Origin of the sequence: Acidovorax sp. CCYZU-2555, from assembly GCF_018413525.1 — a bacterium.
Taxonomy (GTDB): domain Bacteria; phylum Pseudomonadota; class Gammaproteobacteria; order Burkholderiales; family Burkholderiaceae_C; genus Comamonas.
The window spans coordinates 1-26,778 of record NZ_JAHCDD010000045.1; the positions used below are offsets into that span (position 1 = coordinate 1).

21 protein-coding genes and 1 tRNA gene are annotated in these 26,778 nt (G+C 67.0%); 8 read left to right on the forward strand and 14 right to left on the reverse strand.

All coding sequences use genetic code 11. The annotated features are described in order from the left end of the window. Positions 1 to 83 precede the first annotated feature (83 nt). Positions 84 to 1,070, reverse strand: a complete 987-nt coding sequence (locus KHY18_RS16150; RefSeq protein ID WP_213301950.1) for a Bug family tripartite tricarboxylate transporter substrate binding protein — start codon at positions 1,068 to 1,070, stop codon at positions 84 to 86. Positions 1,071 to 1,236: 166 nt separating this feature from the next. Continuing rightward, entirely contained in the window at positions 1,237 to 2,142 is a 906-nt protein-coding gene (locus KHY18_RS16155; RefSeq protein WP_213301953.1) for a LysR family transcriptional regulator, read from the reverse strand. Positions 2,143 to 2,353: 211 nt separating this feature from the next. On the opposite strand from KHY18_RS16155, the gene KHY18_RS16160 reads away from it, so the two are divergent. The 6 genes from KHY18_RS16160 to KHY18_RS16185 all read left to right on the forward strand — a co-directional run bounded on the left by KHY18_RS16160 (position 2,354) and on the right by KHY18_RS16185 (position 9,505). Then, positions 2,354 to 2,749 (forward strand): Zn-ribbon domain-containing OB-fold protein, encoded by a 396-nt coding sequence (locus KHY18_RS16160; protein WP_213301956.1) that lies wholly within the window; start codon positions 2,354 to 2,356, stop codon positions 2,747 to 2,749. Next, positions 2,746 to 3,939 carry a thiolase family protein gene (locus tag KHY18_RS16165; protein WP_213301959.1) on the forward strand — a complete coding sequence of 398 codons (1,194 nt, stop codon included), beginning with the start codon at positions 2,746 to 2,748 and terminating at the stop codon, positions 3,937 to 3,939. Before KHY18_RS16160 ends, KHY18_RS16165 begins: the two co-directional genes overlap by 4 nt. 1 nt (position 3,940) lies before the next feature. Next, positions 3,941 to 5,545, forward strand: coding sequence for a class I adenylate-forming enzyme family protein (locus KHY18_RS16170; RefSeq protein WP_213301962.1), 1,605 nt, complete (start codon positions 3,941 to 3,943; stop codon positions 5,543 to 5,545). A gap of 100 nt (positions 5,546 to 5,645) precedes the next feature. Then, complete coding sequence (locus KHY18_RS16175) at positions 5,646 to 7,046, forward strand: MmgE/PrpD family protein (RefSeq protein WP_213301965.1); 1,401 nt, start codon at positions 5,646 to 5,648, stop codon at positions 7,044 to 7,046. Further along, positions 7,043 to 8,197, forward strand: coding sequence for an acyl-CoA dehydrogenase family protein (locus KHY18_RS16180; protein ID WP_213301968.1), 1,155 nt, complete (start codon positions 7,043 to 7,045; stop codon positions 8,195 to 8,197). The genes KHY18_RS16175 and KHY18_RS16180 overlap by 4 nt, the downstream gene beginning before the upstream one ends. Positions 8,198 to 8,335: 138 nt before the next feature. Beyond that, positions 8,336 to 9,505, forward strand: coding sequence for a glycerophosphodiester phosphodiesterase (locus tag KHY18_RS16185; protein ID WP_213301970.1), 1,170 nt, complete (start codon positions 8,336 to 8,338; stop codon positions 9,503 to 9,505). Positions 9,506 to 9,645: 140 nt separating this feature from the next. Here the strand turns inward: KHY18_RS16185 and KHY18_RS16190 are convergent. The 8 genes from KHY18_RS16190 to KHY18_RS16225 all read right to left on the reverse strand — a co-directional run bounded on the left by KHY18_RS16190 (position 9,646) and on the right by KHY18_RS16225 (position 19,932). Beyond that, positions 9,646 to 9,721 (reverse strand) — tRNA-Thr (locus tag KHY18_RS16190). Positions 9,722 to 9,733: 12 nt separating this feature from the next. Continuing rightward, positions 9,734 to 10,741, reverse strand: coding sequence for a class 1 fructose-bisphosphatase (locus KHY18_RS16195; RefSeq protein ID WP_213301972.1), 1,008 nt, complete (start codon positions 10,739 to 10,741; stop codon positions 9,734 to 9,736). Between the two features lie 64 nt (positions 10,742 to 10,805). Continuing rightward, a complete protein-coding gene (gene pepN, locus KHY18_RS16200; protein ID WP_213301974.1) occupies positions 10,806 to 13,538 on the reverse strand; it encodes an aminopeptidase N in 2,733 nt (910 codons plus the stop codon). Positions 13,539 to 13,550: 12 nt separating this feature from the next. Beyond that, a protein-coding gene (prfB, locus tag KHY18_RS16205) for a peptide chain release factor 2 (RefSeq protein ID WP_213301976.1) occupies positions 13,551 to 14,655 on the reverse strand; the annotation gives its coding sequence in 2 pieces (ribosomal slippage) (positions 13,551 to 14,573 and positions 14,575 to 14,655; 1,104 coding nt in all). A 141-nt stretch (positions 14,656 to 14,796) separates the two neighbouring features. Beyond that, positions 14,797 to 16,545, reverse strand: a complete 1,749-nt coding sequence (locus KHY18_RS16210; RefSeq protein ID WP_213301980.1) for a methyl-accepting chemotaxis protein — start codon at positions 16,543 to 16,545, stop codon at positions 14,797 to 14,799. 250 nt (positions 16,546 to 16,795) lie between these two features. Further along, positions 16,796 to 18,070 (reverse strand): acyl-CoA dehydrogenase family protein, encoded by a 1,275-nt coding sequence (locus KHY18_RS16215; protein ID WP_213301983.1) that lies wholly within the window; start codon positions 18,068 to 18,070, stop codon positions 16,796 to 16,798. Positions 18,071 to 18,100: 30 nt separating this feature from the next. After that, a complete protein-coding gene (locus KHY18_RS16220) occupies positions 18,101 to 19,192 on the reverse strand; it encodes a phosphotransferase (protein ID WP_213301985.1) in 1,092 nt (363 codons plus the stop codon). 20 nt (positions 19,193 to 19,212) lie between these two features. Further along, positions 19,213 to 19,932, reverse strand: coding sequence for a Crp/Fnr family transcriptional regulator (locus tag KHY18_RS16225; protein WP_213301987.1), 720 nt, complete (start codon positions 19,930 to 19,932; stop codon positions 19,213 to 19,215). Between the two features lie 336 nt (positions 19,933 to 20,268). On the opposite strand from KHY18_RS16225, the gene KHY18_RS16230 reads away from it, so the two are divergent. Then, the gene (locus tag KHY18_RS16230) at positions 20,269 to 22,482 is read left to right on the forward strand and encodes a hypothetical protein (RefSeq protein WP_213301989.1); all 2,214 of its coding nucleotides are present in this window, start codon (positions 20,269 to 20,271) and stop codon (positions 22,480 to 22,482) included. Positions 22,483 to 22,499: 17 nt separating this feature from the next. Here the strand turns inward: KHY18_RS16230 and thiE are convergent, their stop codons facing one another. Genes thiE through KHY18_RS16250 form a run of 4 tightly spaced genes read right to left on the reverse strand, consistent with a single transcriptional unit; the run spans position 22,500 to position 25,614 of the window. Next, positions 22,500 to 23,429 (reverse strand): thiamine phosphate synthase, encoded by a 930-nt coding sequence (thiE, locus tag KHY18_RS16235; protein ID WP_213301991.1) that lies wholly within the window; start codon positions 23,427 to 23,429, stop codon positions 22,500 to 22,502. A gap of 13 nt (positions 23,430 to 23,442) precedes the next feature. Continuing rightward, positions 23,443 to 24,270 carry a thiazole synthase gene (locus tag KHY18_RS16240; RefSeq protein ID WP_213301993.1) on the reverse strand — a complete coding sequence of 276 codons (828 nt, stop codon included), beginning with the start codon at positions 24,268 to 24,270 and terminating at the stop codon, positions 23,443 to 23,445. A gap of 29 nt (positions 24,271 to 24,299) precedes the next feature. Beyond that, a complete protein-coding gene (thiS, locus tag KHY18_RS16245) occupies positions 24,300 to 24,497 on the reverse strand; it encodes a sulfur carrier protein ThiS (RefSeq protein ID WP_213301995.1) in 198 nt (65 codons plus the stop codon). Between the two features lie 25 nt (positions 24,498 to 24,522). Further along, positions 24,523 to 25,614, reverse strand: a complete 1,092-nt coding sequence (locus tag KHY18_RS16250) for an FAD-dependent oxidoreductase (RefSeq protein WP_213301997.1) — start codon at positions 25,612 to 25,614, stop codon at positions 24,523 to 24,525. A gap of 505 nt (positions 25,615 to 26,119) precedes the next feature. On the opposite strand from KHY18_RS16250, the gene KHY18_RS16255 reads away from it, so the two are divergent. Continuing rightward, positions 26,120 to 26,773: a GntR family transcriptional regulator gene (locus tag KHY18_RS16255; RefSeq protein WP_213302000.1), complete on the forward strand. Its 654-nt coding sequence runs from the start codon at positions 26,120 to 26,122 to the stop codon at positions 26,771 to 26,773. Positions 26,774 to 26,778 lie beyond the last annotated feature (5 nt).

A 26,778-nucleotide genomic window follows, 5' to 3' on the forward strand; every position in this document is an offset into this window, starting at 1 on the left:
TGATTGTCGTTGCCGGCGATGCGGCCGGTGTGCGGCAGGCGGCGCGGCGCGGCCGGCTAGGCGCGGCCGGCTACCCTGCGGGATCACTCGAGCCGGATGTTGGCGTCGCGAATGATCTTCGCGTAAATCGCCGCGTCATCGCGCACCAGGCGCGCGAACTTCTCGGTGGGAATGCCGCCGGCCACCATGCCCAGGCCGTCGATCTTCTCGACCACATCCGGCAGGTGCAGGATGCGATTGCTTTCTTCGGCGAACTTCCTGGCGATGGGCGCGGGCACGCCGGCCGGCAGGAACAGCCCGAACCAGCCCACGGGCTCGAACTGCGGATATTTCAACTCGGCGAACGTCGGCACGTCGGGCAGCAGCTTGTTGCGCTGCGTTCCCGTGACCGCGAGCACGGTCAGCGAATCGAGGTGCGGGCGCACGGTCGCCATGTCGATCAGCGCCGCCGACAACTGGTTGCCGCGCAGGTCCTGCAGCAGCGGCGCCGCGCCCTTGTAAGGCACATGCACCAGGTCGAGCCCGGCCTGCAGGTTCAGCAGCGAGCCCTGGATATGCGAGGAGGTGCCCACACCGTACGAGCCGTAGTTGTACTTTCCGGGCGAGGCCTTCACCAGCGCGATGAACTCCTGCAGCGTCTTGGCGGGCGTCGATTTGGGCACGGCCAGAACCGAGTTGGTGCTGGCCACCAGCGCCGCGGGCTGCAGGTCCTTGAGCACGTCGTAAGGCAGTTTGGGCATCAGCGCCGGCACCTGGACGATGGCGGTGATCGCCAGCAGCACCGTATAGCCGTCGGGCGCGGCCTTGGCCACCATGTCGTTGCCTATGGTGCCCGAAGCGCCGGGCTTGTTTTCGACAATGACCGTCTGGCGCCATGCCTGTCCCAGCTTGGCCGCCATCATGCGACCGAGGATGTCGGTCGCGCCTCCGGCCGGGTACGGCACGATGAGGCGGATGACCTGCGAGGGGTAGGTGTCGGCCGGCGTCTGCGCCAGGGCGCGGTTGCCAGAGAGGCCTGCGGCAGCCGTGGCGGCGACGAAGGCGCGACGTGAAATGGCGCGTTGAGTCATGTTGTCTGTCTCCTGCTTTTTTGGACGTCATGCGGTGCACAACGCCGGCAGTTTGTGCCGCATGGCCCGCGCGCACCATGGCCGCAGCGTTGCGCGCCATTGGCAGAAAGTGACAAACCGCTTGCCGTGGGTGTTAACCCCGAGCCTGCTCCAGGCCCGCTGCAGACTACAGCAGGCGCTCTTCGAAATTGAAGTGTGCGAGGTGGGCGATCAGCGCCGTGGCGAGCTTGGGCATGGCCATGTTGGCCCGGCTCACGACCTTGCTTTCACGCCGTGCCCAGCTGTCGCTCAGCGCCACGACCTGCAGCTTCATGGTGCGTGCATGGCGCTGTGCCGACGAGCGCGGAATGATGCCTATGCCCACGCCCGCGGCCACAAGTTGGCAGATCGACTCGAAGCTGCTCACCTGGATGCGGAACTCGAGATTGCGGCCTATGGCTTTCGCCAGCGGCGGCAGGAAGTTCGCGAGCGCGCTTTCTTCGGCCAGCGAGATATGGTGCTCGTCCAGCGTCTCGGCAAAGGCCACGCAGGCCTTGGCGGCCAGCGCATGGCCTTGGGGCACGGCGACCACCAGGTCTTCGCCGACGAAGTCGTGTACGTCCAGGCCCTGGGTGTCGACATCGCCGGCAACGATGCCGATGTCGGCGCGCGCTTCGTGGATGTCGAGCACGATCTGCTGGCTCAGGCGCTCGCGCAGGTCGATCGCGACGTCGGGGTGGCGCTGCAGAAAGCTCGCCAGCGCCGCCGGCAGCGCGCTGCTGATCGCCGTGGTGTTGGCCAGGATGCGCACATGGCCCTTGACGCCGTTACCGTACTCGCGCAATTCGCTCTTGAGGTGATCGACCTGCTGCAGCACCAGCCGCGCATGGTGTTGCAGCGCTTCGCCGGCCGGGCTCAGCGCCACGCCTTGCGGGTTGCGGTACAGCAGCTTGCTGCCGACATTGTCTTCCAGTTGCTTGATGCGCGCGCTCGCCGCGGCCAGCGAAATGCAGGCGCGTTCCGCGCCCTGGCGCAGGCTGGAGGCCTCGGCGACAAAGACGAAGAGACGCAGGTCAAAGAGGTCGAAGTGCATGGAGGCAAACGTGGCCGGAAGTGCGCAGATTCTACGGCGAGGCAGCGGCCGCGCGCTGCGCGGCGCGATTCCGAACACCCCCTTCAGCAATCGCGAATTGCGCCGCGCGCAGCGCCTGGGCACGATGACTGCATGCCATCCACGCGGGCTTACAGACCGCCGATGCGAGCGCGTCCCGCCGATTCATTTTCCAACGCCAAAGCCACGCACCATGAACCCATCACCCTCTGCGCCCGCCACGGGCGTGCAATCCTGGCACCAGGCCGAACTCGACCAGGGCCGGTTCCTGATCCAGCGCGGCAGTGTCGACGGTCGCCATGTGTACTACCCGCGCGAGTTCAGTCCGTTCGACGCCAGCGTGCCCGAATGGGTCGCGCCGCGCGGCACGGGCACGGTGTATGCGGTGACCACGGTACGCCGCAAGGCCGAGGCGGGCGGCGACTACAACGTGTCCATCATCGAGCTCGACGAAGGCGTGCGCCTGATGAGCCGCGTCGAGAACATCGCGCCGGCCGACGTCAGGATAGGCCTGCGCGTCCAGGCCCGCGTGCAGCTGGCCGAGGGCCGCGGGCTGGTGGTGTTCGACCCCGCGGGAGACGCCGCATGAGCCGCGTTCACCTGCCTGACGGGCTCAAGGCCTTGCGCGGCAGCGCCGCGATCGCGGGCGTAGCCACTTTCGGCTGCGGCGAGACGCCGGGCTTCACGGACATGGAGCTGCTGGCCCAGGCCGCGCACCGCGCCGTGGCCGACGCCGGGCTGCGCATGAGCGATATCGACGGCCTCTGCACCGCGAGCGCCAGCTCGACCATGTGGCCCATGCCGGTCATCGAGTACCTGGGCCTGCGGCCGCGCTACATCGACGGCACCATGCTGGGCGGCAGCAGCTTCATCGCCCACCTGCTGCCGGCGATGATGGCGCTGCAGTCGGGCCAGTGCAACGCGGTGCTGGTCTGCTACGGCAGCGCGCAGCGCAGCGCGACGTTCGGCCGGCGCGAAGTCGTGGCCTCGCGCCGCTTTCTCGACCCCCAGCCCTACGAGATGCCTTACGAGCCCATGCTGCCGCTGTCGGCCTACGCGCTGGTGGCCTCGCGCCACATGCACCAATACGGGACCACGCGCCGCCATCTGGCCGAAGTGGCGGTGGCCGCGCGCGCCTGGGCCGCGCTCAACCCCGAGGCCTTTGTGCGCGACCCGCTGAGCATCGACGAGGTGCTCGCCAGCCGCATGGTCAGCGACCCGCTGAGCGTGCGCGACTGCTGTCTGGTGACCGACGGCGGCGGCGCCTATGTGCTGGTGCGCGCCGAGCGCGCGCGCGATCTGCGGCGCAAGCCGGTCTACGTGCTGGGCAATGCCACGGCCGTGTGGAATCGCCAGGTGTCGGCGATGCACGACCTGACCACCACCTGTGCCCAGGAGTCGGGCGCGCACGCCTTCGCCATGGCGGGGCTGGCGCCCAGGGACATCGACGTGGTGCAACTGTATGACGCCTTCACCATCAACACGCTGCTGTTCCTCGAAGACCTGGGCTTTTGCGCCAAGGGCGAGGCCGGCGCCTTTGTCGAGAACGGCGGCATCGCGCCCGGCGGGCGGCTGCCGGTGAACACCAACGGCGGCGGGCTGTCCTGCGTGCATCCGGGCATGTACGGCATCTTTGCGCTCATCGAGGCGGTGCGCCAGCTGCGCGGCGAAGGCGGCGCGCGCCAGGTGGCGGGCGCGACCACGGCGCTGGCGCATGGCAACGGCGGCACGCTGTCGAGCCAGGCCACGGCCGTGCTGGGCCTCGAAGAGGTGCTGTGAGATGAGCGCCGATACCGTGTCTGATCCTGTCGTCGGCTGGCCGGCGCCCTTGCGCCAGGCCTTGGCCGCGCCTTTTGGCAGCATCCCCGAGATGGTGGCGCTGAATGCGCGCCTGCGTGGCGATCATGCGGCGCTGGTGCTCGATGGCGCCCAGGGCTTGCAGGTGCTCGGCTACGCCGCGCTCGATCGCCAGGTCGAACGCGTGGCGGCCGCGCTGCGGCGCGACGGCTTGCGCGCGGGCGACTGCATCGCGCTGTGCGCCGCCACATCGCTGCCCTATGTGGTGACTTACCTCGGCGCCGCGCGTGCCGGCGTGGTGGTCGCGCCGCTGCCGCCCTCGGCCACGGCCGCGCAACTCGCGGGCCTGGCGGCGAACGCCGGCGCGCGCTGTCTGTTCACCGATGCCGAAGTCGCAGCGCTGTGGCCTGCCGACGCCGCGCTGGCGCGCGTGCTGCTCGACGACGGCGCGCCCGGCAAGCGCTGGTCTGACTGGCTGGCCGAGCCCGGCGCCGTGCCGGGTGCCGGCGCCGCGCAGCTCTCGCCGCAGGCGCCGTTCAATATCATCTATTCGTCGGGGACCACGGGCGTGCCCAAGGGCATAGTGCAGTCGTGCGGCATGCGCTGGGCGCAGCTGCAGCGCGCGCCGGCCAGCGGCTTCGGGCCCGACGCGGTCACGCTGCTGGCGTTGCCGCTGTACTCGAACCTCACGCTGACCAACCTGCTTGGCGCGCTGGGCCTGGGCGGCACCGTGGTGCTGCTCGCGCGCTTTGATGCGGGGCGCTATCTGGCGCTGGCCGCGCAGCAGCGCGCCACGCATTCGGTGCTGGTGCCGGTGCAGTTTCGGCGCCTGTTGGACCACACTGATTTTGCGCGCACCGATCTGTCGGCGCTGCGCCGCAAGTTCAGCGCCGGCGCGCCGTTCGCGGCCGCGCTCAAGGCCGAAGTGCTGCGCCGCTGGCCGGGCGAGCTGACCGAGTACTACGGCCTGACCGAAGGGGGCGGCCGCACCGAACTGCCTGCGCACCGCTTCCCCGACAAGCTGGGCACCATAGGCCGGCCCAGCGCCGGCAACGATATCCGCGTGATCGACGAGCAGGGCCGCGAACTCGGGCCGCATGCGGTCGGCGAACTCGTGGGCCACTCGGCCACCATGATGAGCGGCTACCACGGACTGCCCGAGCAGACGCGCGCCGCTGAATGGTTCGATGCCCAGGGCAAGCGCTTCATCCGCACCGGCGACATCGGCCGCTTCGACGCCGACGGCTTCGTGGTGCTGGTCGACAGACGCAAGGACATGGTGATCTCGGGCGGCTTCAATCTCTACCCCAGCGATCTCGAAGCCGTGCTGCAGCAGCACCCCGCCGTGGCTGAAGCGGCGGTGACCGGCGTGGCTTCGCTGCGCTGGGGCGAGACGCCCGTGGCCTTTGTCGTGCTGCGCCGCGGCGCGGACATCGACGCGCCGGCGCTGCGCGCCTGGGCCAATGAGCGGCTGGGCAAGTCGCAGCGCCTGGCCGATCTGGTGCTGGTTGCGCAACTGCCGCGCAGCGAAGTCGGCAAGGTGCTCAAGCGCCAGCTGCGCGACGGCTTCGACCGCCCGGTGCCCTGATCGGGGCACAAGAAATGAACAGTGCAGATGCCGACCTGACGCGGCGGCATCCGCCAATCCGATCCCGCGCTGCCCCTTCTGAAAAACAAAGGCTTCTGTAATGACCGATCACGACCATCCTTCGCGCACCCTGGCGGCGTTTGCCGCCGGCCTGGGCTTCGACGACATTCCGGCGCCGGTGCTGCGCCGCGCCGAAGACCTGTTTCTCGATTGGCTGGGATCGACGCTGGCGGGCAAGGGCGCGCGCCCGGTGGAGGCGATCGCGGCCTTCGCGCGCGCCATGGGCCCGTCCGATGGGCCCAGCGAAATACTTGTCTCGCGCACGCGCTCCAGCCCCATGTTCGCGGCCATGGTCAACGCCGCGGCCTCGCATGTGGCCGAGCAGGACGACGTGCACAACGGCTCGGTGTTCCATCCCGCGGCCGTGGTGTTCCCGCCGGCGCTGGCGGTGGCCCAGGCCATGGGGGCCTCGGGGCGAGATCTGTTGGTGGCCTGTGTCGCGGGCTACGAAGTCGGCATTCGCGTGGGCGAGTTCCTGGGGCGCTCGCATTACCGCATCTTCCACACCACGGCCACGGCCGGCACCATTGCGTCGGCCGCGGCCGTTGGCCGGCTGCTGGGGCTGGACGCGCAGCGCATGCTGCACGCATTTGGCTCGGCCGGCACGCAGGCCGCGGGCCTGTGGGAGTTTCTGCGCGACGCCGCCGACTCCAAGCAGCTGCACACCGCCAAGGCCGCGGCCGACGGCCTGGCGGCGGCCTACCTGGCGCGCGACGGCTTCACCGGGGCCAGGCGCATTCTCGAAGGCGCCCAGGGCATGGGCGCGGGCATGTCGCGCGACGCCGATCCCGCGCGGCTGACCGATCGCCTGGGCCAGCGCTGGGCGCTGGCCGAGACTTCATTCAAATTCCACGCCTCGTGCCGCCACACCCACCCCGCGGCCGATGCATTGCAGCAGGTGATGCGCACGCATGGCCTGCAGGCCAGCGACCTGCAGCAGGTGACGACGCTGGTGCACCAGGGGGCGCTCGACGTGCTGGGCCCGGTGGTCGAGCCGCTGTCGGTGCACCAGAGCAAGTTCTCCATGGGCACGGTGCTGGGGCTGATCGCGGTCTTCGACCGCGCCGGCCTGGCCGAGTTCGACGCCCACTTTCTCGATGCGCGCGTGGTCGAGGTGCGGCGCAAGGTCCGCATGCAGCTGGATGCCGAAGTCGACGCCGCGTATCCGCAGCGCTGGCTGGGCAAGGTCGAGGTGCTGACGCGCGACGGCCGCCACCTGCACGGTCGCGTCGATGAGCCCAAGGGCGACCCCGGCAACACGCTGCAGCGCGACGAGATCGAAGCCAAGGCGCGCCAGCTCGGCGCCTACGCCCAGGGTGCGAGCGCGGCCGAAATGGACGCGGCCGTCACCCGCGTGTGGCAACTGGCCGATTGGCCGCGCGTGGCGGCGCTGCTGCCGAGCCCCCCAATTTCCTTTCCACAGACCCAGGAGACCCCATGATCCGAGATCCAGAAACCCTCGATGCATTGCTTGATAGCGTGCGCCGCTTCGTCAAGGAGCAGCTTGTGCCGGCCGAGCAGCAAGTCGCCGACACCGACGAAATCCCCGCCGATATCGTTCGCGGCATGAAGGAGATGGGCCTGTTCGGCCTGACCGTGCCCGAAAACTATGGCGGCCTGGGCCTGACCATGGAAGAGGAGTCGCTGGTGATGTTCGAAATGGGCCGCACTTCACCGGCCTTTCGTTCGCTGTTCGGCACCACGGTGGGCATAGGCTCGCAAGGCATACTGATAGACGGCACGCCGGCGCAGAAGGACAAGTACCTGCCGCGGCTGGCCAGCGGCGATCTGATCGCATCCTTCGCCCTGACCGAGCCCGAAGCGGGCTCCGACGCCGCCTCGCTGCGCACCAGCGCCCGCCGCGATGGCGACCATTACGTGATCAACGGCACCAAGCGCTTCATCACCAACGCGCCGCATGCGGGCATCTTCACGCTGATGGCGCGCACCGACCCGGCCAACAAGGGGGCAGGGGGCGTATCGGCCTTCATCGTCGAGCGCAACACGCCCGGAATCACCATAGGCAAGCCCGACAAGAAGATGGGCCAGCGTGGCGCGCACACCGCCGACGTGATCTTCGACAACTGCCGCGTGCCCGCGGCCAACATCATCGGCGGCAAGGAAGGCATGGGCTTCAAGACCGCGATGAAAGTGCTGGAGAAAGGCCGGATCCACATCGCCGCGATCTGCGTGGGCGTGGCCGAACGCATGCTGGCCGACGCCCTGGCCTATGCCGTGGAGCGCCGCCAGTTCGGCCAGCCCATCGCCGAGTTCCAGCTGGTGCAGGCCATGCTGGCCGACAGCCGCATGGAAGTCTACGCCGCGCGCTGCATGGTGATAGACGCCGCGCGCCGGCGCGACAACGGCGAGAACGTCGCCACCGAAGCCTCATGCTGCAAGCTGTTCGCTTCTGAAATGTGCGGACGGGTCGCGGACCGCGCGGTGCAGATCTTCGGCGGTTCCGGCTATGTGGCCGATCACGGCATCGAGCGCTTCTACCGCGACGTGCGCCTGTTCCGGCTGTATGAAGGCACGAGCCAGATCCAGCAGCTGGTGATTGCGCGGAACATGATCCGGGAAGCGGCGGTCTGAGAATTGTTGGGCCCGGGCGCGGAGATCGCGCGGGAGAGCCGGGTCCCCTAGTGACTTACCCGTGGTCGGGTCTGCTGTCATGGACGCGTCACAGGTGTCGACCTACCATGCGTCCTTCTACAACGGAGGAGACACACCATGGCGATGAAACTGACGGTGCTGGCCCTGGCCACCACCACACTGCTTGCTGCCTGTGGCGGATCGGACGGCATCGACTACAACACGCTGAACGGCGAGCGTCCGCTGGTGGTGGGCCATCGTGGCGCCGCCGGCTACCGGCCTGATCACACACTTGAAGGTTACAAGCTGGCGATCGAGATGGGCGCCGACTTCATTGAACCCGATCTGGTGGCCACCAAGGACGGTGAGCTGATCGCGCGCCACGAGCCCAACATCACCGGCACGACGGACGTGTCCAGCCGCGCCGAATTTGCGAGCCGCAAGACCACGCGCATGGTGGACGGCGTGGCCGAGACCGGCTGGTTTGCCACCGACTTCACACTGGCCGAGATCAAGACGCTGCGCGCCATCCAGCCCCTGGCCGAGCGTGATGCGTCGTACAACGGGAAGTTCAGCATTCCCACGCTGAAGGAAGTGCTGGACCTGGCCAAGAGCGAAGGCACACGCGTGGGCCGCACCATCGGCGTATACCCCGAAACCAAGCACCCCACCTACCACGTGGACGCCGGCCTGAAACTCGAAGACCGCCTGCTGGCCATTCTTGCCAGCTACGGCTACACCCAGAAAAGCTCGCCGGTCATCATCCAATCGTTCGAAGTCTCGAACCTGAAGTACCTGCGCACCAAGACCCAGGTGCGTTTGTCGCAGCTGATCGACGGCGACGATGTGGCGCTGGGCGGGCAGGTCACTCTGGCCGCGCCCTTTGACAAGCCATATGACTTTGCCGTTGCGGGTGACAAGCGCAATTTCATCACCATGCTGACCCCTGCGGGCCTGGCCGAAATCAAGACCTACGCCGATGGCATTGGTCCCTGGAAGCCTTACCTGATCTCGTCCAAAGGCGTGGACGCCAACGGCGACGGCAAGGCCGATGACGTGAACAAGGACGGCGTGGTGGACGACCGCGACCGCACCATGCTGCCGGCCACGTCGGTGCTGAAAGACGCCCATGCCGCAGGCCTGGTGGTCCACCCCTTCACCTTCCGCAACGAAGCCAAACGCCTGGCATCGGACTTCAAGGGCGATCCTGCAGCGGAATACAAGCTGTTCTTCGAGCTGGGAGTGGACGCGGTGTTCAGCGACTTCCCTGACACCGCAGTCAAGGCGCGTACGAACTTGGGCCGCTGAGGATAAGGGAGGCTGGGCTTGGACCCAGCTGTTGCGCCAGGCCGCTGCCGTCCCTGCGGGGGAGATGGACGGCCGGTGCCCGCCACAGCGCGGCAGAAAAAAGAAAAGCCCCTGACTCTTGCGAATCAGGGGCTTCTATTTGGTGCCGGAGAGATGAATCGAACACCCGACCTTCTCATTACGAATGAGCTGCTCTACCGACTGAGCTACACCGGCTGAAGACTCAAATTATATACCAGAATGATAGCTGGTCACGCGATCGACTTCATTTTTTGAGCCAAGGATCACGCTCACGCGTTCGTGCAGCTGCGTGGGCTGCAGTTCGAGGATGCGTTGCTTGCCGTTGGTCGAGGCGCCGCCGGCCTGTTCGACGAGCCAGCTCATGGGGTTGGCTTCGTACATCAGGCGCAGCTTGCCGGCCTTGTTGGGCTCGCGCTGGTCCCAGGGGTACATGAAGATGCCGCCGCGCATCAGGATGCGGTGCACGTCGGCGACCATGGAGGCGATCCAGCGCATGTTGAAGTTCTTGCCGCGCGGGCCTTCTTCGCCGGCCAGGCATTCGTCGACATAGCGCTTCACCGGTGCATCCCAGTGGCGCATGTTCGACATGTTGATCGCGAATTCCTGGGTGTCGGCGGGAATGCGGATGTTTTCGCGCACCAGCACGAACGAACCCTGTTCGCGGTCCAGCGTGAACATGGCGACGCCGTCGCCGACCGTCAGCACCAGCGTGGTCTGCGGGCCGTAGATGCAGTAGCCGGCAGCGACCTGCTCGAGGCCGGGCTGCAGGAAGTCGGCGTCGTGCACGCCAGGGTGGCCTTCGGGCTTCTTGAGCACGCTGAAGATGGTGCCGATGGAGACGTTGACGTCGATGTTGGACGAGCCGTCGAGCGGATCGAACATCAGCAGGTATTCGCCCTGGGGATAGCGGTTGGGCACCACGTAGATGCCTTCCATTTCCTCGGAGGCCATGCCGGCGAGGTGACCGCCCCATTCATTGGCTTCGATCAGCACTTCGTTGGCGATGATGTCGAGCTTCTTTTGCACTTCACCTTGCACGTTCTCGGAGCCGGCCGAGCCCATCACGTCACCGAGTTCGCCCTTGTTGACGGCGAAGCTGATGCGCTTGCAGGCGCGTGCGACGACTTCGAGCAGCAGGCGCAGTTGGGGAGGGATGCGGCCGTCGACGCGTTGCTGTTCGACGAGGTAGCGGGTCAGGCTGGGACGTTTGCTCATGGCGGAAATCCAATAATTACAAAAAAAGGTGCGCCGCGGACGCCCGTGAGGCGTCCGCGGTCATTCAGTCTGCGAGTGCGCGCGTCACGACTTCGCGCACGTCATTGCTGAGGTCGGGGCGTGCGGCGACGCGCGCAATCGCTTCGCGCGCTGCCGTGCGGTAGGGCTCGGCGAGTTTCTTCCAGCGGTCCAGGGCGCGCGCCAGGCGGGCTGCGACCTGCGGGTTGATGGCGTCGAGCTCGATCACGCGCTCGCTCCAGAAACGGTAGCCCGCGGCGTCCAGGCGGTGGAAGGCGCCCGGGTTGCCGCTGCAGAAGCTGAAGATCACGCTGCGTGCGCGGTTCGGGTTCTGCAACTGGAAGTCGGGGTGCAGCATCAATTGCTTGACGGCCGGCAGTATCTGGCCGCCGCGGTCGGTGGCACCCGCTTGCAGCGCGAACCACTTGTCGAGCACCAGCGCCTCGGTCTTGAACAGCGCATGAAAGCGCGCGAGCGCGTCGCCGGCCAGCGGATGGCCGCTGTTGACCAGCGCCGAGAGCGCCGCCATGCGGTCGGTCATGTTGGCCGCGTCCTTGAACGCCTGGTAGGCGCGGCCGGGCCAGACAGCGTCGCCGGTCTGGCGCGCGTCGAGGCACAGCATGGACAGCGCCACGCCGGTCAGCGCGCGCCGGCCCGACGACACCGGGTCGGGCTTGTAGGCGCCGGTGTCCTGGTGGTTCTCCCAGGCCCAGGCCCAGTCGCCCTGCAAAGCGGCGGCCAGTTGCTGGCGCAGCGTTTCGCGCACTGCGTGCACGCGCTGCGGGTCGACCACATCGAGCTGTTCGGAGAGGTAGCTTTCCGAGGGCAGGCTCAGCACCAGTTCCTTGTACGCCGCATCCAGCGTGGGATGGCGCAGCACGTTGCGCATGGCATCGACGAAGGGCGCGGGCAGCAGGTTCTGCGCAATCTCGCCGTTGGCCTGGACGACCACCGCCGGATTGTTGATCGCGCCCAGCGCAATGCGCAGCGCCAGGCGCTGGCCGGCTTCCCAGCGGTTGAACGCATCGCTGTCCTGCGCGAGCAGGGTCAGCAGCGCGTCGTCGCTGTATTCATATTGCAGGCCCACGGGCGCGGTGAAGCCGCGCAGCAGCGAAGGCACGGGTGCTTGCGCGACGCCGCTGAACACGAAGTTCTGTTCGGTTTCGGTCAGCACCAGCAGGCGGCTGGTGGACGGGCTGCCGGCCATGCCGGCGGCGTCGAGCAGTTGCACGGTCTGGGCCGCGCCGTCCTCGGTCAGCAGGCCGACTTCGACGGGAATCACGAACGGCAGCTTTTCGGGCTGGCCGGGCGTGGGCGCGCAGCTTTGGCGCAGCGTGAGCGTATAGGTTTGGGCCGCGGCGTCGTAGACACCGCTGGCCGCGACCTGGGGCGTGCCCGCCTGGCTGTACCAGCGCTTGAATTGCTCCAGGCGCAGGCTCAGTTCGCTGCCCGGGTTGGCGTCGGCGATGGCCTGGGCGAAATCGTCGCAGGTCACGGCATGGCCGTCATGGCGCTCGAAATACAGCGCCATGCCCTTGGCAAAGCCTTCGCGGCCCACCAGGGTGTGCATCATGCGCACGACTTCCGCACCTTTTTCGTAGATCGTGACGGTGTAGAAGTTGTTGATCTCGAGGTAGCTGTCGGGCCGCACGGGGTGGGCCATGGGGCCTGCGTCCTCGGCGAACTGAACGGTGCGCAGCACGCGCACGTCTTCGATGCGCTTGACGGCGCGCGCCGAAGGCGTGCCGGCCAGGTCCATGCTGAACTCCTGGTCGCGGAACACCGTGAGGCCTTCCTTGAGGCTCAGCTGGAACCAGTCGCGGCAGGTGATGCGGTTGCCGGTCCAGTTGTGGAAGTATTCGTGGCCGACCACGCTTTCGATGTTCGCGTAGTCGACATCGGTGGCCGTGGCCTGGTTCGCCAACACGTATTTCGTGTTGAAGATGTTCAGGCCCTTGTTCTCCATCGCGCCCATGTTGAAGTCGCTGGTGGCGACGATCATGAAGCGGTCCAGGTCCAGAGACAGGCCGAAGCGCGCTTCGTCCCAGGCGACGCTGGCCATCAGCGAGTTCATCGCGTGCTCGGTCTTCTCGAGATCGCCGGGGCGCACGTAGACCTGCAGCAGATGTTCCTTGCCCGCGCGGCTGGTGATGCGCTGCTCGCGCGCCACGAGCTGGCCCGCGACCAGCGCGAACAGGTAGCAGGGCTTGCGGTGCGGGTCTACCCACTTGGCGAAGTGCCGGCCTTCGTTGCCCGCGCCTTGCAGGTCGCCGCTGTCGACCAGGTTGCCGTTGGACAGCAGCACCGGGAACAGCGTCTTGTCGGCGCGCAGCGTCACGGTGTACATCGCCATCACGTCGGGGCGGTCGAGGAAGTAGGTGATGCGGCGGAAGCCTTCGGCTTCACACTGCGTGAAGAACGTGCCTTCGCTCACATACAGGCCCATGAGCTTGGTGTTCTTCACCGGCGCGCAGGTGGTGAAGATCTCCAGCTCGACAGGCGCCTCGCCTTCGGGCAGGTTCTCGAGCACCAGCGCGTTGCCGTCCATCTTGAATGACGTGCCCTGGCCGTTGACCATCACGCGCGCGAGGTTGAGCTCGTCGCCGTCCAGGCGCAAGGCCTTGGCCGGCACGTCGGGGTTGCGGCGTACGCGCATGCGGTTGAGCACGCGGGTCTTGGCCGGGTCGAGATCGAAAGTCAGATCCACGGTGTCGATCCACCAGGCCGGAGCCTGGTAGTCGGCACGTTGTGTGGTTTTCGCTTGTCCTTCACGCAGCATGATGTTCCTCCCTTATATGCCTTGCTTGAGCGAGGCTTCGATGAACGCGTCGAGATCGCCGTCCAGCACTTTTTGCGTGGCGGAAATTTCGACGTTGGTGCGCAGGTCCTTGATCCGGCTGTTGTCCAGCACGTACGAGCGGATCTGGTGGCCCCAGCCCACATCGGTCTTGGTGTCTTCGAGCTTTTGCTGCTCTTCCATGCGCTTGCGCATCTCGTAGTCATACAGACGCGAGCGCAGACGCTGCCAGGCCACATCGCGGTTGCTGTGCTGGCTACGACCGTCTTGGCATTGCACCACGATGCCGGTTGGCATGTGTGTCAGACGCACGGCCGAGTCGGTCTTGTTGATGTGCTGACCGCCCGCGCCCGAGGCACGGTAGGTGTCGGTGCGCACATCCGAGGGGTTGATGGTGATCTCGATCGAGTCATCAATCTCGGGGTAGACGAACAGCGAGGCAAAGCTGGTGTGGCGGCCGCCCGACGAATCGAACGGGCTCTTGCGCACCAGGCGGTGCACACCGGTTTCGGTGCGCAGCAGGCCGAACGCGTATTCGCCTTCGACGCGGATGGTCGCGCTCTTGATGCCGGCGACGTCGCCCGGCGTTTCTTCCTGCACTTCGGTCTTGAAGCCCTTGCGCTCAGCGTATCTGAGGTACTGGCGCAACAGCATGCTGGCCCAGTCGCAGGCTTCGGTGCCACCGGCGCCGGCCTGGATGTCGATGAAGCAGTTCAGCGGATCGGCTTCATGGCGGAACATGCGGCGGAACTCCAGCTCTTCGACGAGCGGGCGCAGCTTCTCGGTTTCGGCTTCGATGGTGCGCAGACCGTCTTCGTCGTTTTCCTCGCGGCTCATCTCGAACAGCTCGGTGTTGTCGGCGAGTTCGTTGGCGAGCTTTTCCAGCGTCAGCACGACGCCGTCGAGCGACTTCTTTTCCTTGCCGAGTTCCTGGGCCTTCTTGGGGTCATTCCAGACAGCGGGGTCTTCGAGCGAGGCGTTGACGGTCCTCAGACGTTCGTATTTGGCATCGTAGTCAAAGATACCTCCGTAAATCTGCCGCACGTTGCGTCAGATCTTCGAGGGTATTGCCGATGAGGTTGATGCGTTCTGCTTCCATGATGCGTCCTGTGTGTTCTTGAGAATTAATCGTCGATTTTCTCATGCACAGCGCTCATTCCAACGCAAAGCCCCGGGACCGGGGCTTTTGGAGGCGATTTAAGCCGGAAAAAATGCGGGGCGGGCGGCCGCACCGCAGGCCTTAGAAGCTTTCCCAGTCGCTTTCGTTGCTCACGGCCTTGGGGGCTGCGGGCTTGGGAGCGGGCGCTGGCGCCGAGGCGACGCGGGGCGCAGCGGCCGCCGGTGCCGCTGCGGGGCGGGCCGGCGCATTGACCGCGCGGGGCGCGGGAGCGAGTTTGGGCGGCGCCTCAACGACGGGGGCCAGCGCGACCTGGCTCTGGCCCTGGCCCAGATCGAACACGCTCACGACCTTGGACAGCGCCGTGGCCTGGCCTTGCAGCGCGCTGGTGGCGGCCGCGGCTTCCTCGACCAGGGCCGCATTCTGCTGCGTCATCTGGTCCATCTGCGTGACGGCCTGGTTGATCTGCTCGATGCCCGCGGTCTGCTCGTGGCTTGCGGCCGTGATCTCACCCATGATGTCGGTCACGCGGCGCACGCTGCTGACGATCTCGTCCATGGTCTTGCCGGCCTGATCGACCTGGCCGTTGCCTTCTTCGACCTTGATGACCGAAGCGTCGATCAATTGCTTGATTTCCTTGGCGGCCGCGGCCGAGCGCTGGGCCAGCGTGCGGACTTCGGAAGCGACGACTGCAAAGCCACGGCCCTGGTCGCCTGCGCGCGCGGCTTCGACGGCGGCGTTCAACGCAAGAATATTGGTCTGGAAAGCGATGGAGTCGATCACGCCGATGATGTCGACGATCTTGCGCGACGAGGCATTGATGTCCGACATGGTCTGCACCACCTGCGACACAGCGGCGCCGCCGCGCACGGCGACCTGCGACGCGGCGCTGGCGAGTTCGTTGGCCTGCTGTGCATTGGCTGCGTTCTGCTTCACGGTCGACGTCAGTTCTTCCATCGACGCCGCGGTTTCTTCCAGCGAGCTGGCCTGCTGTTCGGTGCGCGCCGACAGATCCTGGTTGCCCATGGCGATCTGGCTGCTGGCCGTGGCGATCGAGTCCGTGCCCTGGCGCACCTGGCCGACGATCTGCTGCAGGCTGCTGTTCATGTCCTGCAGGGCCTGCAGCAGCTGGCCGGTTTCATCGCGCGAATGCACTTCGATGCGGCTGCCGAGGTTGCCGGCGGCCACTTCCTGGGCGAGCTTGACGGCGTGTTGCAACGGGCGCGAGACCGCGCGTGCAATGCCCAGTGCCAGGGCGAAGCCCAGCACCACCGAGCCGACCAGCAGCGCGCTGATCCACAACTGCGCGCTTTCGAACAGGTCGTCGCCCGCCTGGTTGAAGGCTTCGGTGCGCGCGGCGTTGATGTCATCGAGCGCGTCGAGCTTGGACTGGATGGCCAGCGTGACTTTGAGCGAATCGCCGCGCAGCGCGTGGGCGGCCTGTTCACTCTGCAGATCACGCGACATCTGCAGGATCTGCGCGGCATGCTTGGCATAGCTGCCCAGTTCGGTGCCAATCTCGGAGAGCAGCTGCTGCTCCTTGGGCGTCTTGGCGAACGCGGCGTAGGCGGCGTGCTGCTTGGTCACCGTTTCCCAGAGCACGGGCATCGATTTCTCGTAGCCGGCGGCTTCATCGGGCGTGGCGGCCAGCAGATGCTGGGTCATTTGCGCGCGGTGGCGCTGCAATTGGTACTTGATGTCCTGGAGTGTGCGCGCCGCGGGCAGTGCCTGGCGCGTCAAGTCTGTCGCGGTCTGGTTTACGCGGTCGAGCTGGAGCAGCGCGAACAGGCCGACGCTGGCCGACAGCAGCAGCAGGACGGCAAAAGAGACAAGCAGCTTGTTGGCCAGCTTCAGGTTTTGAAAGAACGTCATGGGGGAGGAGGGTAGCGGTCAGGCCGCGGCGCAGTGCAGAAAAGGAAAAATGGCAGGAAAGGCGCGGCCATCTGTCTTGATCTGCCGCATCCTTGCCCGGATTATCGGAAGGTCCCAGCCAACCCTTAGTCGAATAAGAGGGGTTTTCCTCGAAAGTTACAAATTCATGGGCAGGCCCGGTCCCGGAAGATGGAGCGGGCATGAAAAAACCCGGCGCGCAGGCCGGGTGGTCAAGATTTTGGTGGTATGGCTAGCCGCCGCGCGTCACCGGTACTTCGGCGTTCTGGCCGTAGCTGCCGTATTTGCCCAGCTCCCATTTGGCCAGCGCGCTGCGGTGGACTTCATCGGGGCCGTCGGCAAAGCGCAGCGTGCGCGCGGTCGCATAGGCGTAGGCCAGCGGGAAGTCGTCGCACATGCCGCCGCCGCCATGCACCTGGATCGCCCAGTCGATGACCTGGCAGGCCATGCTGGGCGCGACCACCTTGATCATCGCGATCTCGGTGCGCGCCACCTTGTTGCCCGCGGTGTCCATCAGCCAGGCGGCCTTGAGCGTGAGCAGGCGCGCCATGTCGATCTTGCAGCGGGCTTCGGCGATGCGCTCCTGGGTCACCGACTGCTGGGCCACGGTCTTGCCGAATGCGGTGCGCGAGGTGGCGCGCTTGCACATCAGCTCCAGCGCGCGCTCGGCCAGGCCGATCAGGCGCATGCAGTGGTGTATGCGTCCCGGGCCCAGGCGCCCCTGGGCGATCTCGAAGCCCCGGCCTTCGCCCAGCAGGATGTTGGAGACCGGCACGCGCACATTCTCGAAGTACATCTCGACATGGCCGTGCGGCGCGTCGTCGTAGCCCAGCACGTTGAGCGGGCGCACGATGCGTATGCCGGGCGTGTCGGCCGGCACCAGCACCATGCTTTGCTGCGAGTGCTTGGCGGCTTCGGGGTCGGTCTTGCCCATGGTGATGAAGACCGCGCAGCGCGGATCGGCCGCGCCCGAGATCCACCATTTGTGGCCGTTGATCACATATTCATCGCCCTGGCGCTCGATGCGCGTGGCGACGTTGGTCGCGTCGCTGGACGCCACGTCGGGCTCGGTCATCGCGAAGGCCGAGCGTATCTTGCCTTCGAGCAGCGGCTTGAGCCAGCGCTGCTTGTTGGCTTCGTCGCCATAGCGGGCGATGGTTTCCATGTTGCCGGTGTCGGGCGCCGAGCAGTTGAAGGCTTCGGAAGCCCAGGGCACGCGGCCCATGATCTCGGCCAGCGGTGCGTATTCCTGGTTGGTGAGGCCCGCGCCGTCATAGCCCGAGGCCGCGGCGCTGTCGACGGGCAGGAACAGGTTCCACAGGCCGGCTGCGCGCGCCTGGATCTTGAGCTTTTCGACAGTCTGCAGCGCCGACCAGCGCTTGCCCGCAGCGGTGTTGGTCGCGAGTTCGGCCGCGTAAGTGGCTTCGGCGGGGTAGATGTACTCCTCCATGAAACGCAGCAGCCGCGCTTGCAAGTCCTTGGTCTTGGCCGAGTATTCGAAGTCCATGCGTTCTCCTTGGTGATTTCCGTCGGCGCTTCAAGCGCCGCTCTTGAGCGCGAACGACCAGGCCAGTTCGGCCATGGGCCGGGCGGTGTCGCCCGACGCCTTGGCCTGGGCGCTCGACGCCGTGCCGGCCTCGACGCGCTTGGCGATGCCTTGCAGGATGGCCGCGATGCGGAACATGTTGTAGGCCAGGTAGAAGTTCCAGTCGGCGCGCAGCGCCTCGGGCGTGGTGATGCGCGTGCGCTCGCAGTAGCGGCGGATGTAGCTGTCTTCGTCGGGAATGCCCAGCGACGCGATGTCCATGCCGCCTATGCCGCGGCCCAGCGCGGCCGGAATATGCCAGCTCATGCAGTGGTAGCTGAAGTCGGCCAGCGGGTGGCCCAGGGTCGAAAGCTCCCAGTCGAGCACTGCGATCACGCGCGGCTCGGTGGGGTGGAACATCAGGTTGTCGAGGCGGAAATCGCCGTGCACGATGGACACATGGGCTTCGTCGCGCGCGCTCGCCGGCATGTGCGCGGGCAGCCAGGCCATCAGCTGGTCCATCTCGGGAATCGGCTGGGTCACCGACGCCAGGTATTGCTTGCTCCAGCGTCCGATCTGGCGATCGAAATAGTTGCCGGGCTTGCCGTAGGTGGCCAGGCCGCGTTCGGCGAACTTCACCGAGTGCAGCGCGGAAATCACGCGGTTCATCTCGTCGTAGATGGCGCCGCGTTCGGCCGGCGTCATGCCCGGCAGCGACTGGTCCCAGAGCACGCGGCCTTCCATGTACTCCATCACGTAGAACGCGCGGCCCATCACCGATTCGTCCTCGCACAGCGCGAACATGCGCGGCACGGGAACGTCGGTGCCCTGCAGGCCCTTCATGACCGCGAACTCGCGCTCTATCGCATGCGCCGAAGGCAGCAGCTTGGCCACCGGGCCGGGCTTGGCGCGCAGCACATAGCTTCGCCCGGGCGTGATCAACTTATAGGTCGGGTTGGACTGGCCGCCCTTGAACATCTCGAGGCTCAGCGGGCCCGCAAAGCCCGTGAGGTTGCGTGAAAGCCATTCGGACAGCGCGGCGGTATCGAACGCGTGCTGCTCCGAAAGGGGGCGGGTGCCTACGAAATGGTCGAAAGTGCTCATGGGTCAGCAAGTCCTTGTCGTCAGTGGTCGGATTCCGCGATGCGCAGCAGCGTGGGCCGGTCGCGCACCACCAGGCCGCCTGGCTCGATGCGGATGATTTCTTCGCGCTCCATGGCCTTGAGCTCCTGGTTCACGCGCTGGCGCGAGGCGCCCAGCAGCTGGGCCAGCTCTTCCTGCGCCAGTTGCAGGCCGATGCGGATTTCCTGCCCGTCGGAAAGGCTGGGCACGCCGTAGCTGCGCACCAGGTGCAGCAGCTGCTTGGCCAGGCGCGCGCGCAGCGGCAGGGTGTTGAGGTCTTCCACCAGGCCGTAAAGCTGGCGAATGCGCCGTGCATGCAGGCGCAGCATGGCTTCGGAGAATTCGGCGTGGGTGCCAAGAATCTTCTTGAAGTCGGCCTTGGAGACGCACAGGATGGTGGTCTCGCCGTGCGCATACGCATCGTGCGTGCGCCGGTCGCCGTCGAAGATCGCCACATCGCCGAACCAGATGCCCGGCTCCACATAGGTCAACGTGATGAGCTTGCCCGAGATCGAGGTGGAGCTGACGCGCACCGCGCCCTTGGCGCAGGCAATCCACTCTTCGGGGGGCTCGCCGCGTGCGCAGATCAGCGTGCCGTCCTTGTAACGTTTGACATATGCGCATCGAAGTATGTCGTGCCTGAGTGAAGGAGAAAGAGACGTAAACCAGCGACCGGAGTTGATCGCTTCACGTTCTTCGATAGTAAGAATCGGGTCGTCCATGGCCTGTCTTTTTCGTGACTGATGACAGACTCATTGTCGCGTGCGGGACCGGGCCCGCGGAGCGGGGAATTCGACTGGTTGTCGCATGGGTGTCTGCTTTTTGGGCGCAGTTGGCGTATTCCAAGGGGAAACCCTTGGGGCTGCGCGCACAGCACGGTGTCGTGGAAAAATGGCCCAAAACCGCCGCCCCGTGTGGCTTTCGAGCCTTGTATGCCAAAATTCACCCAGGGGGAGCTGCTTGTGAAAATTTGTTATACGTTCGGAGGGGTTGGGCTGTTTGCGTTGTCATTGACCGCGTCGGCACTATCTCTAGGACAAAGCCAGGGCCAGGTGGTGTTGGGTGCACCACTGGATCTGGTGTTCCAGTTGCAGCCGGACGCCGACATGGATGCCGCTTCTTCGTGTGTCACCGGCGAAGTACTGCTCGGCGAGCGGCGCCTCGACAGCAGCCGCGTGAACATCACGCCTTTGGCACGCCGCCCAGGCCTGCCGGCCTCGGTGCGCCTGCGCGCCTCCGTGGTGGTCGATGAGCCCGTGGTCGTGGTCAAGCTGACCGCAGGCTGCCAGGGCCTGACCTCGCGCAGCTATACGTTTTTTGCCGAACTTCCCGAAACAGTCGCTGCCAGCGGCGCGGCGCTCGACATCAGGCAACTGAGTGCGCTGCCCGCACCGCCGCCTGTCGCTGCGCCCGCGCCGCGTGTGGCCCCGCCACCCGCGCCCCGGCGCGAGCCGCCGGTGCGCAGCGCCAATCCCGCCAATCCCGTCGCTGCCGCCGCCAAGCCGCCCCCCGCGCCCAAGCCGCGCCCGCCTGTGTCCAAGCCTGCAGCACCTGCCGCGCCCGCGGCTGTGCCGCCGGCGGGCGAATCCGGGCTGCGCCTGGAGCCGCGTCTGCGCATCGACTCGCGCCTGCGCATGGAGCCGCTCGATATCTGGACCGCGCCCGCAGCGGGCGCCGCGGCGCCTGGTGCCGATGGGGCCCTGCAAGCCGTTTCCAATGCCGAGGCCGATGAACGCGTGCTGGCGCTCGAAACCCAGATCCAGTCGATGAAGGCGCGCGAGACCAGCCAGAACGCGAACCTGGCGCGCATCAACAGCCAACTCGAAGCCCTGCAGGCCGCGAGCCAGGAAGGCAGCCCCTGGACCATGCCGCTGCTGGCGGCGCTGGCGATCGCGCTGGCCTTGCTCGCCTGGCTGCTGCTGCGCCTGCGCAGCCTGTCGCAGACACCGCCCAGCGGCTGGATGCACTCCGCCGGCGATGGCAACAGCGCGCCCATGCACGGCGCAGGCGATGTCGACACGGTTTTCGGCAAGTCCACTGCCGTGCCCAACGCCGCCGCCGCATCTGTGGCGATGGGCGCTGCGCTGCGCGCGCGCCAGGACGACCCCGCCAGCGAGTTTGCGCCGTCCACCTTCCACACCGAGCCCAGCGCGTTTGCGTCGAGCCGCTCGCGCGATGTGGTCAAGCCCGAAGAACTGTTCGACGTGCGCCAGCAGGCCGAGTTCTTCACTTCGGTCGGCGAATATGAACAGGCGATATCCGTGATGCGCCAGCATATTGCCGAGCACGAAGACTCGTCACCGCTGGCCTATCTCGAATTGCTGGGGCTGTTCTATCAACTGAGCCGCAAGGCCGACTACGAGGCCTTGCGCCAGCAGTTCGAACAGTACTTCTCGGCCAACGTGCCGGAAATGGCGCAGTTCGCGCAGCGCGGCCGCTCGCTGCTGCACTACCCGGAACTGCTTGCCAACATCGAGGCCATGTGGCCCACCGAGGAAGTCGGCGAGCTGCTTGAAAGCTATCTGTTCCGGCACCAGGGCAACAGCGGCGTGGTGTTCGATCTTGAAGCCTTCGACGACCTGCTGCTGCTGCAGGCCGTGGCGCGCACCACGCCCGCGGGCGCACGCGGCCAGGCCAGCGGACGCCGGCGCACCACGCCGGCCGTGGCGCCGGTCGAAACGCCGCCAGCAGCGACGCCTGCGGTCGTGGCCGCGACTGCGGCTGCCGCGGCCAGCGTGCCTGCCCTTCCTACGCTCGGTGAGGTGCCCTGGGCCACGCTGGACCGTGCCAGCCCCACCGCGCCCCCGCTGGTGCCGCTGCCGCCAGCGCTCGACACGCAGCCGCTGTCGCTCGAGATTCCTTCGCGTTTCGATGTGCCCGAGGGCCCGTTTGCGCGTGCCGAGCCCCTGAGCCCGGACACCGAAGCCGGCGATGTTCCCGCGGCATCATCGCTGCTGGACATTGACCTGAGCGATGTCGGCCGCTGGCAGCCGCTCGACCTGCCGGAAGTCGAGCCTTTGCCTTTCGACCTGGAGGAGTTCCCGAAGCGGCCCATCGTCGGCTCGCTCGCGGAACCGAACGTGGGCTTCAATGCCATAGATCCCAAGCAGTCGCTGCCCGAAGACCTCGAACTCACGCCCTGGGAAGATGAGTCGTCACCCGACAGCATCTTCTCGGCCTGGAACGCGGCGCGCACCGATCGGGTGATCGGCAAGCCCGTGACGGAAGACGATAAAAAAGACAAGCCCGAGCCCGGCAGTGGACCCGGCTGAAGTGACTGCTGCGTTGCTCAGCCCCAGGCGGCCTGCAGCGCCTGCGCTGCGGCTTCGGGGTCGGGCGCGTTGATCAGTGCGCGCACCACGGCGATCGAGCCCGCGCCCGTGGCCAGCACCTCGGGAAACTGCTCGGCGCCTATGCCGCCTATCGCCACCAGCGGGTACCGGCCCATCAATCGCACATAGGCCGCGAGCCGTGCCACGCCTTGCGGCGCCGTGGCCATGCGCTTGAGCGTGGTCGGGAACACCGCGCCCAGCGCGATATAGCTGGGCCGCACGGCCTGGGCGCGCACCATCTCGGCATAGCCATGGGTGCTCACACCCAGGCGCATACCTGCGGCGCGCATCGCATCGAGCGCGGTCTGCGCCAGCGCGTCGAGATCTTCCTGGCCCACATGCACGCCATAGGCTCCCGCATCGAGCGCGGCCTGCCAGTGGTCGTTGATGAACAGCAGCGCGGATGTACCTTGCACCGCGGCCACGGCGGCGCGCACTTCGCGCGTGATCGCGTCGGCGTCTTCGGATTTGAAGCGCAGCTGCACCGTGGGCACGCCGGCGCGCGCCATGCGGCCCACCCATTGCGCGTCGGGCAGCACGGCGTACAGGCCCAGCGATCGCGGGCAGGCCGCGAATGCCGGGGGCAGGGCGGCGTCGGCTGCAATCAAGCCGAAGTCACGGCCGTCGTCGGGCCAGTGCGCGGCGTCGAAGCGGCCCGTGCGCTCGGTCTGCGCCTGCCAGGCAAGCGCCAGGCATTCGGCGTCGACCGCGATGAAACCCAGTTGCGCGCAGGCCTGCAGCGCGGCCAGATACGCGGGCTCGCTGCTTGTTGCCGGCGGCACGGGCTGGGGCGGCAGCGCGCTGCGGTCGCTGCCTTCGGGCGCGAAGGCAGCGGCGTGGTGGTCCAGAATGGATTGGGCCAGGGCGGCGATGTCGGTGGTGGTCATTGCGTCTCCCGCTTCAGGGGCCGTCGTGGTGCCAGAACGGCGTGCCCAGCACGGGCGTGCTGGGCTGGGCCGATTGCTGCTCGGCCATCGCGCCCGCATGCCAGGCCGCGCGGCCCGCATGCGTGGCGTCGGCGAAGGCGCCGGCCATGGCGACCGGGTCCTGCGACAGCGCGACCGCGGTGTTGAGCAGCACGCCGTCGAAGCCCCATTCCATCACCTGGCAGGCGTGCGACGGCCGGCCCAGGCCGGCGTCGACGATCATCGGCACCGTGAGGCGCTCGCGCAGCGTCTGCAGCGCGTAGGGGTTGACCGGGCCGCGGCCCGTGCCTATGGGCGCGGCCCAGGGCATCACGGCCTGGCAGCCGACATCGACCAGGCGCTGGCACAGCACCAGATCTTCGGTGCAGTAAGGCAGCACCTGGAAGCCGTCCTTGATCAGGATGGATGCAGCCTCGACGAGGTTGAGCGTGTCGGGCTGCAGCGTGTAGTCGTCGCCTATCAGTTCAAGCTTGATCCAGGGCGTGTCGAACACTTCGCGCGCCATCTGCGCCGTGGTCACGGCTTCCTGGATGCTGAGGCAGCCCGCGGTGTTGGGCAGCACGGGCACGTCGAGGCGGCGCAGCATGTCCCAGAAGCCCGCGCCGGTTTCGGCGGCCTGGCTGCCCTGGCGGCGCAGCGAGGCCGTGAGCATCGCGGGGCGCGAGCGCTTCACGGCGGCTTCGAGCACGGCCGGCGAAGGGTAGCGCGAGGTGCCCAGCAGCAGGCGGCTGTGGAAAGTCTGGCCGTAAAGGACCAGCGGATCGGCGCTGACCGCGGTATCGGAGGTGGTGGTGGTGTTCATCTTGGCAAACTCGGTAAATGTGGAGCGGCTCAGCCGCCGGTCACGGGCGACACGACTTCAACGCGGTCACCTTCTTGCAGCGGCCGGGTGGCGTACTGCGCGCGCGGCACGAACTGGGTGTTGACTGCCACGGCGTAGGGCGGGCGCAGCGACTGCAGCGCCAGTGCGTCGGCCAGGCTTGCGCCTTCGGCCAGGGCCAGCGGCTGTTGGTTCAGAAGAATGTTCATGGGGCAAATTTCGGCAAGAGAGGACTCACTGGTGCACGGGCACGTCGAAGCGGCGCGCCAATGCGGAGTCGCCCGTGGTCAGCAGTTCCAGCACCACGTCGAGCAGGGCGGGAGAAATCATGAAGCCATGGCGGTACAGGCCGTTGACTTCGAGCACGCGTTCGGCGAGACGGCGTACCGCGGGCAGGTTGTCGGGCAGCGTGGGGCGGCACTGGCTTGCGATCTCGACGATGCGCGCTTCGGCGAAACCCGAGTGCACGGTATAGGCCGCGCTCAGCAACTCCAGCGTGGAGCGCACGCTCGCGGGCGACATGTCGTCGGACTCGATTTCGGTCGCGCCGATCACGAACAGGTGGTCTTCCTTGGGCGCGATATACAGCGGGTAGCGCGGGTGCACCAGGCGCGTGGGCCGCTGCAGCGTGACTTCGGGCGCATGCACGCGCACCACTTCGCCGCGCACGCCGCGCAGCTGCGGCCAGGCCGTGCGCGCGCCCAGGCCGCGGCAGTCGAGCACCCAGTCGGGCTCGCCCGGGGTGCCGGGCGCGAAGTCGCTCAGTTCCTTGGGCGTTTCCCAATGCATTTGCACGCCCAGGCGCTCCAGCGTGGCGAGCAGCGCGGCCAGCAACTGGCGGTTGTCGAGCTGGCCTTCGTCGGGCAGATAGACGCCTTGCGTGAAGCGATGGGTGGTTGCCGGCTCGATCGCGTGCAGGTCCTGGCCCGACAGCGTCTGCAGCGCGGGCAGCGTGGCGTTGATGCGGCGGTTCTTCTCGAACAGCGCGCACAGGCGCTGGGCGTCGCCCGCGTCCTGGCGGTGCCACAGCACCAGCGTGCCGTTCTGCTGGAAGTAAACGTGGCCGTCGAGTTCGGCAATGATCTGCGGCCAGCGGCCCAGCGCGTGCTGGCCCATGCGCACCACGCCGGGCTCGGTCACGGCCGACTCGGCCAACGGCGCGAGCATAGCCGCGGCGACGCGCGCGGCCGCGCCATCGGCCTGCGGGCCATGGGCGTCGTAGAGCGCAATCCGGTGGCCCTGGCGCGCGAGCGAGCAGGCCAGCAGTCGGCCCATGAGACCCGCGCCCAGAATGGCGATGCGCGAGGAAGGTTGAAGGCAAGGCATGGGAAATCCCGTCGATAAGTCCCGTCAATACGGCAGGGACAAAAAAGGCGTGACCACGCTTTGCAGGAAACTCCCCACGCCAGTATGACCTGGATCGGGTAGCGGGGCGGCAGCACAGGCTGCGGTTGGGTGCCCCAGGGTGTTTCTCAGTCGCGCATCGCGGCTTGCGGTTGCGCTGGGCAACCGGGCCGGTAATGGGACACCCCTGTTTCGTCCGTTGAAGTCGAATTACAGCACAAGCGGCGCGACCCCGGCGGCCGCGCATCTTTGCCGCGGCTGGCGGCAGCCCTTGAATTGGTCAGGCACGCCCGATTTGAATGCATGGTCTGCCCGCAGGCGGTGCACGCCTTGCCGCTTCGGTGCGCATCGGCTGCAAAAAGCACGCCATTTCACCGCAACAAACCTGGCACGCAATGTGCTGAGTTGCCTGCATGAATACTTGGATGCAAAGTTACAAATTGACGCAGGTTCTGGCAATGGGCGCCGGCACCACGGGGGCTGCCTGATGGACACCGCCTTCACCAGCGCCGAGCAGGAGGCCTATGACTACGTGCTGCAGCGCATTCGCAGCGGAGCCTATCCATCGGGCGAACGCCTGATCGCCGAAGACATCGCCAATGCGATCGCCGTGAGTCGCATGCCGGTGCGCGTCGCATTCCGGCGCCTGGCGACCGAAGGCCTGCTGGTGCTGCGGCAAAACCGCGGCGCCGTGGTGCGCGGCATCAATGTCGCGGAAATGCGCGAAGTGTTCGAGATGCGCGCCGTGCTCGAAGGCCATGCCGCGCAGGTCGCGATGGCGCATGTGGGCGAGCAGGAAGTGTGGGAGCTGTCCAAGCTGCTCGAACGCATGGACGCGAGCGCCGACGCGCAGCAATGGGTCACGCACCACCGCCATTTCCACGAATACATCAGCAATCTCAGCGGCCGGTCCCGGCTGATCGCCCAGATCTCCGCGCTGCACTCGTTTGTCGAGCCGCACATGCGGCTATGGATGGAGCACTCCGACAAACCGCGCGACGAGCCGCCCGACCACGACGCGCTGCTCGACGCGTTCCGCCGCCGCGATGCCGAAGGCATTGCCCGCATGGTGCACGACCACATCGTCGCCACCATCGCGCCGCTGGAACGGCTGATGACCCGCGACAAGCCGATTTCCTGACGCGA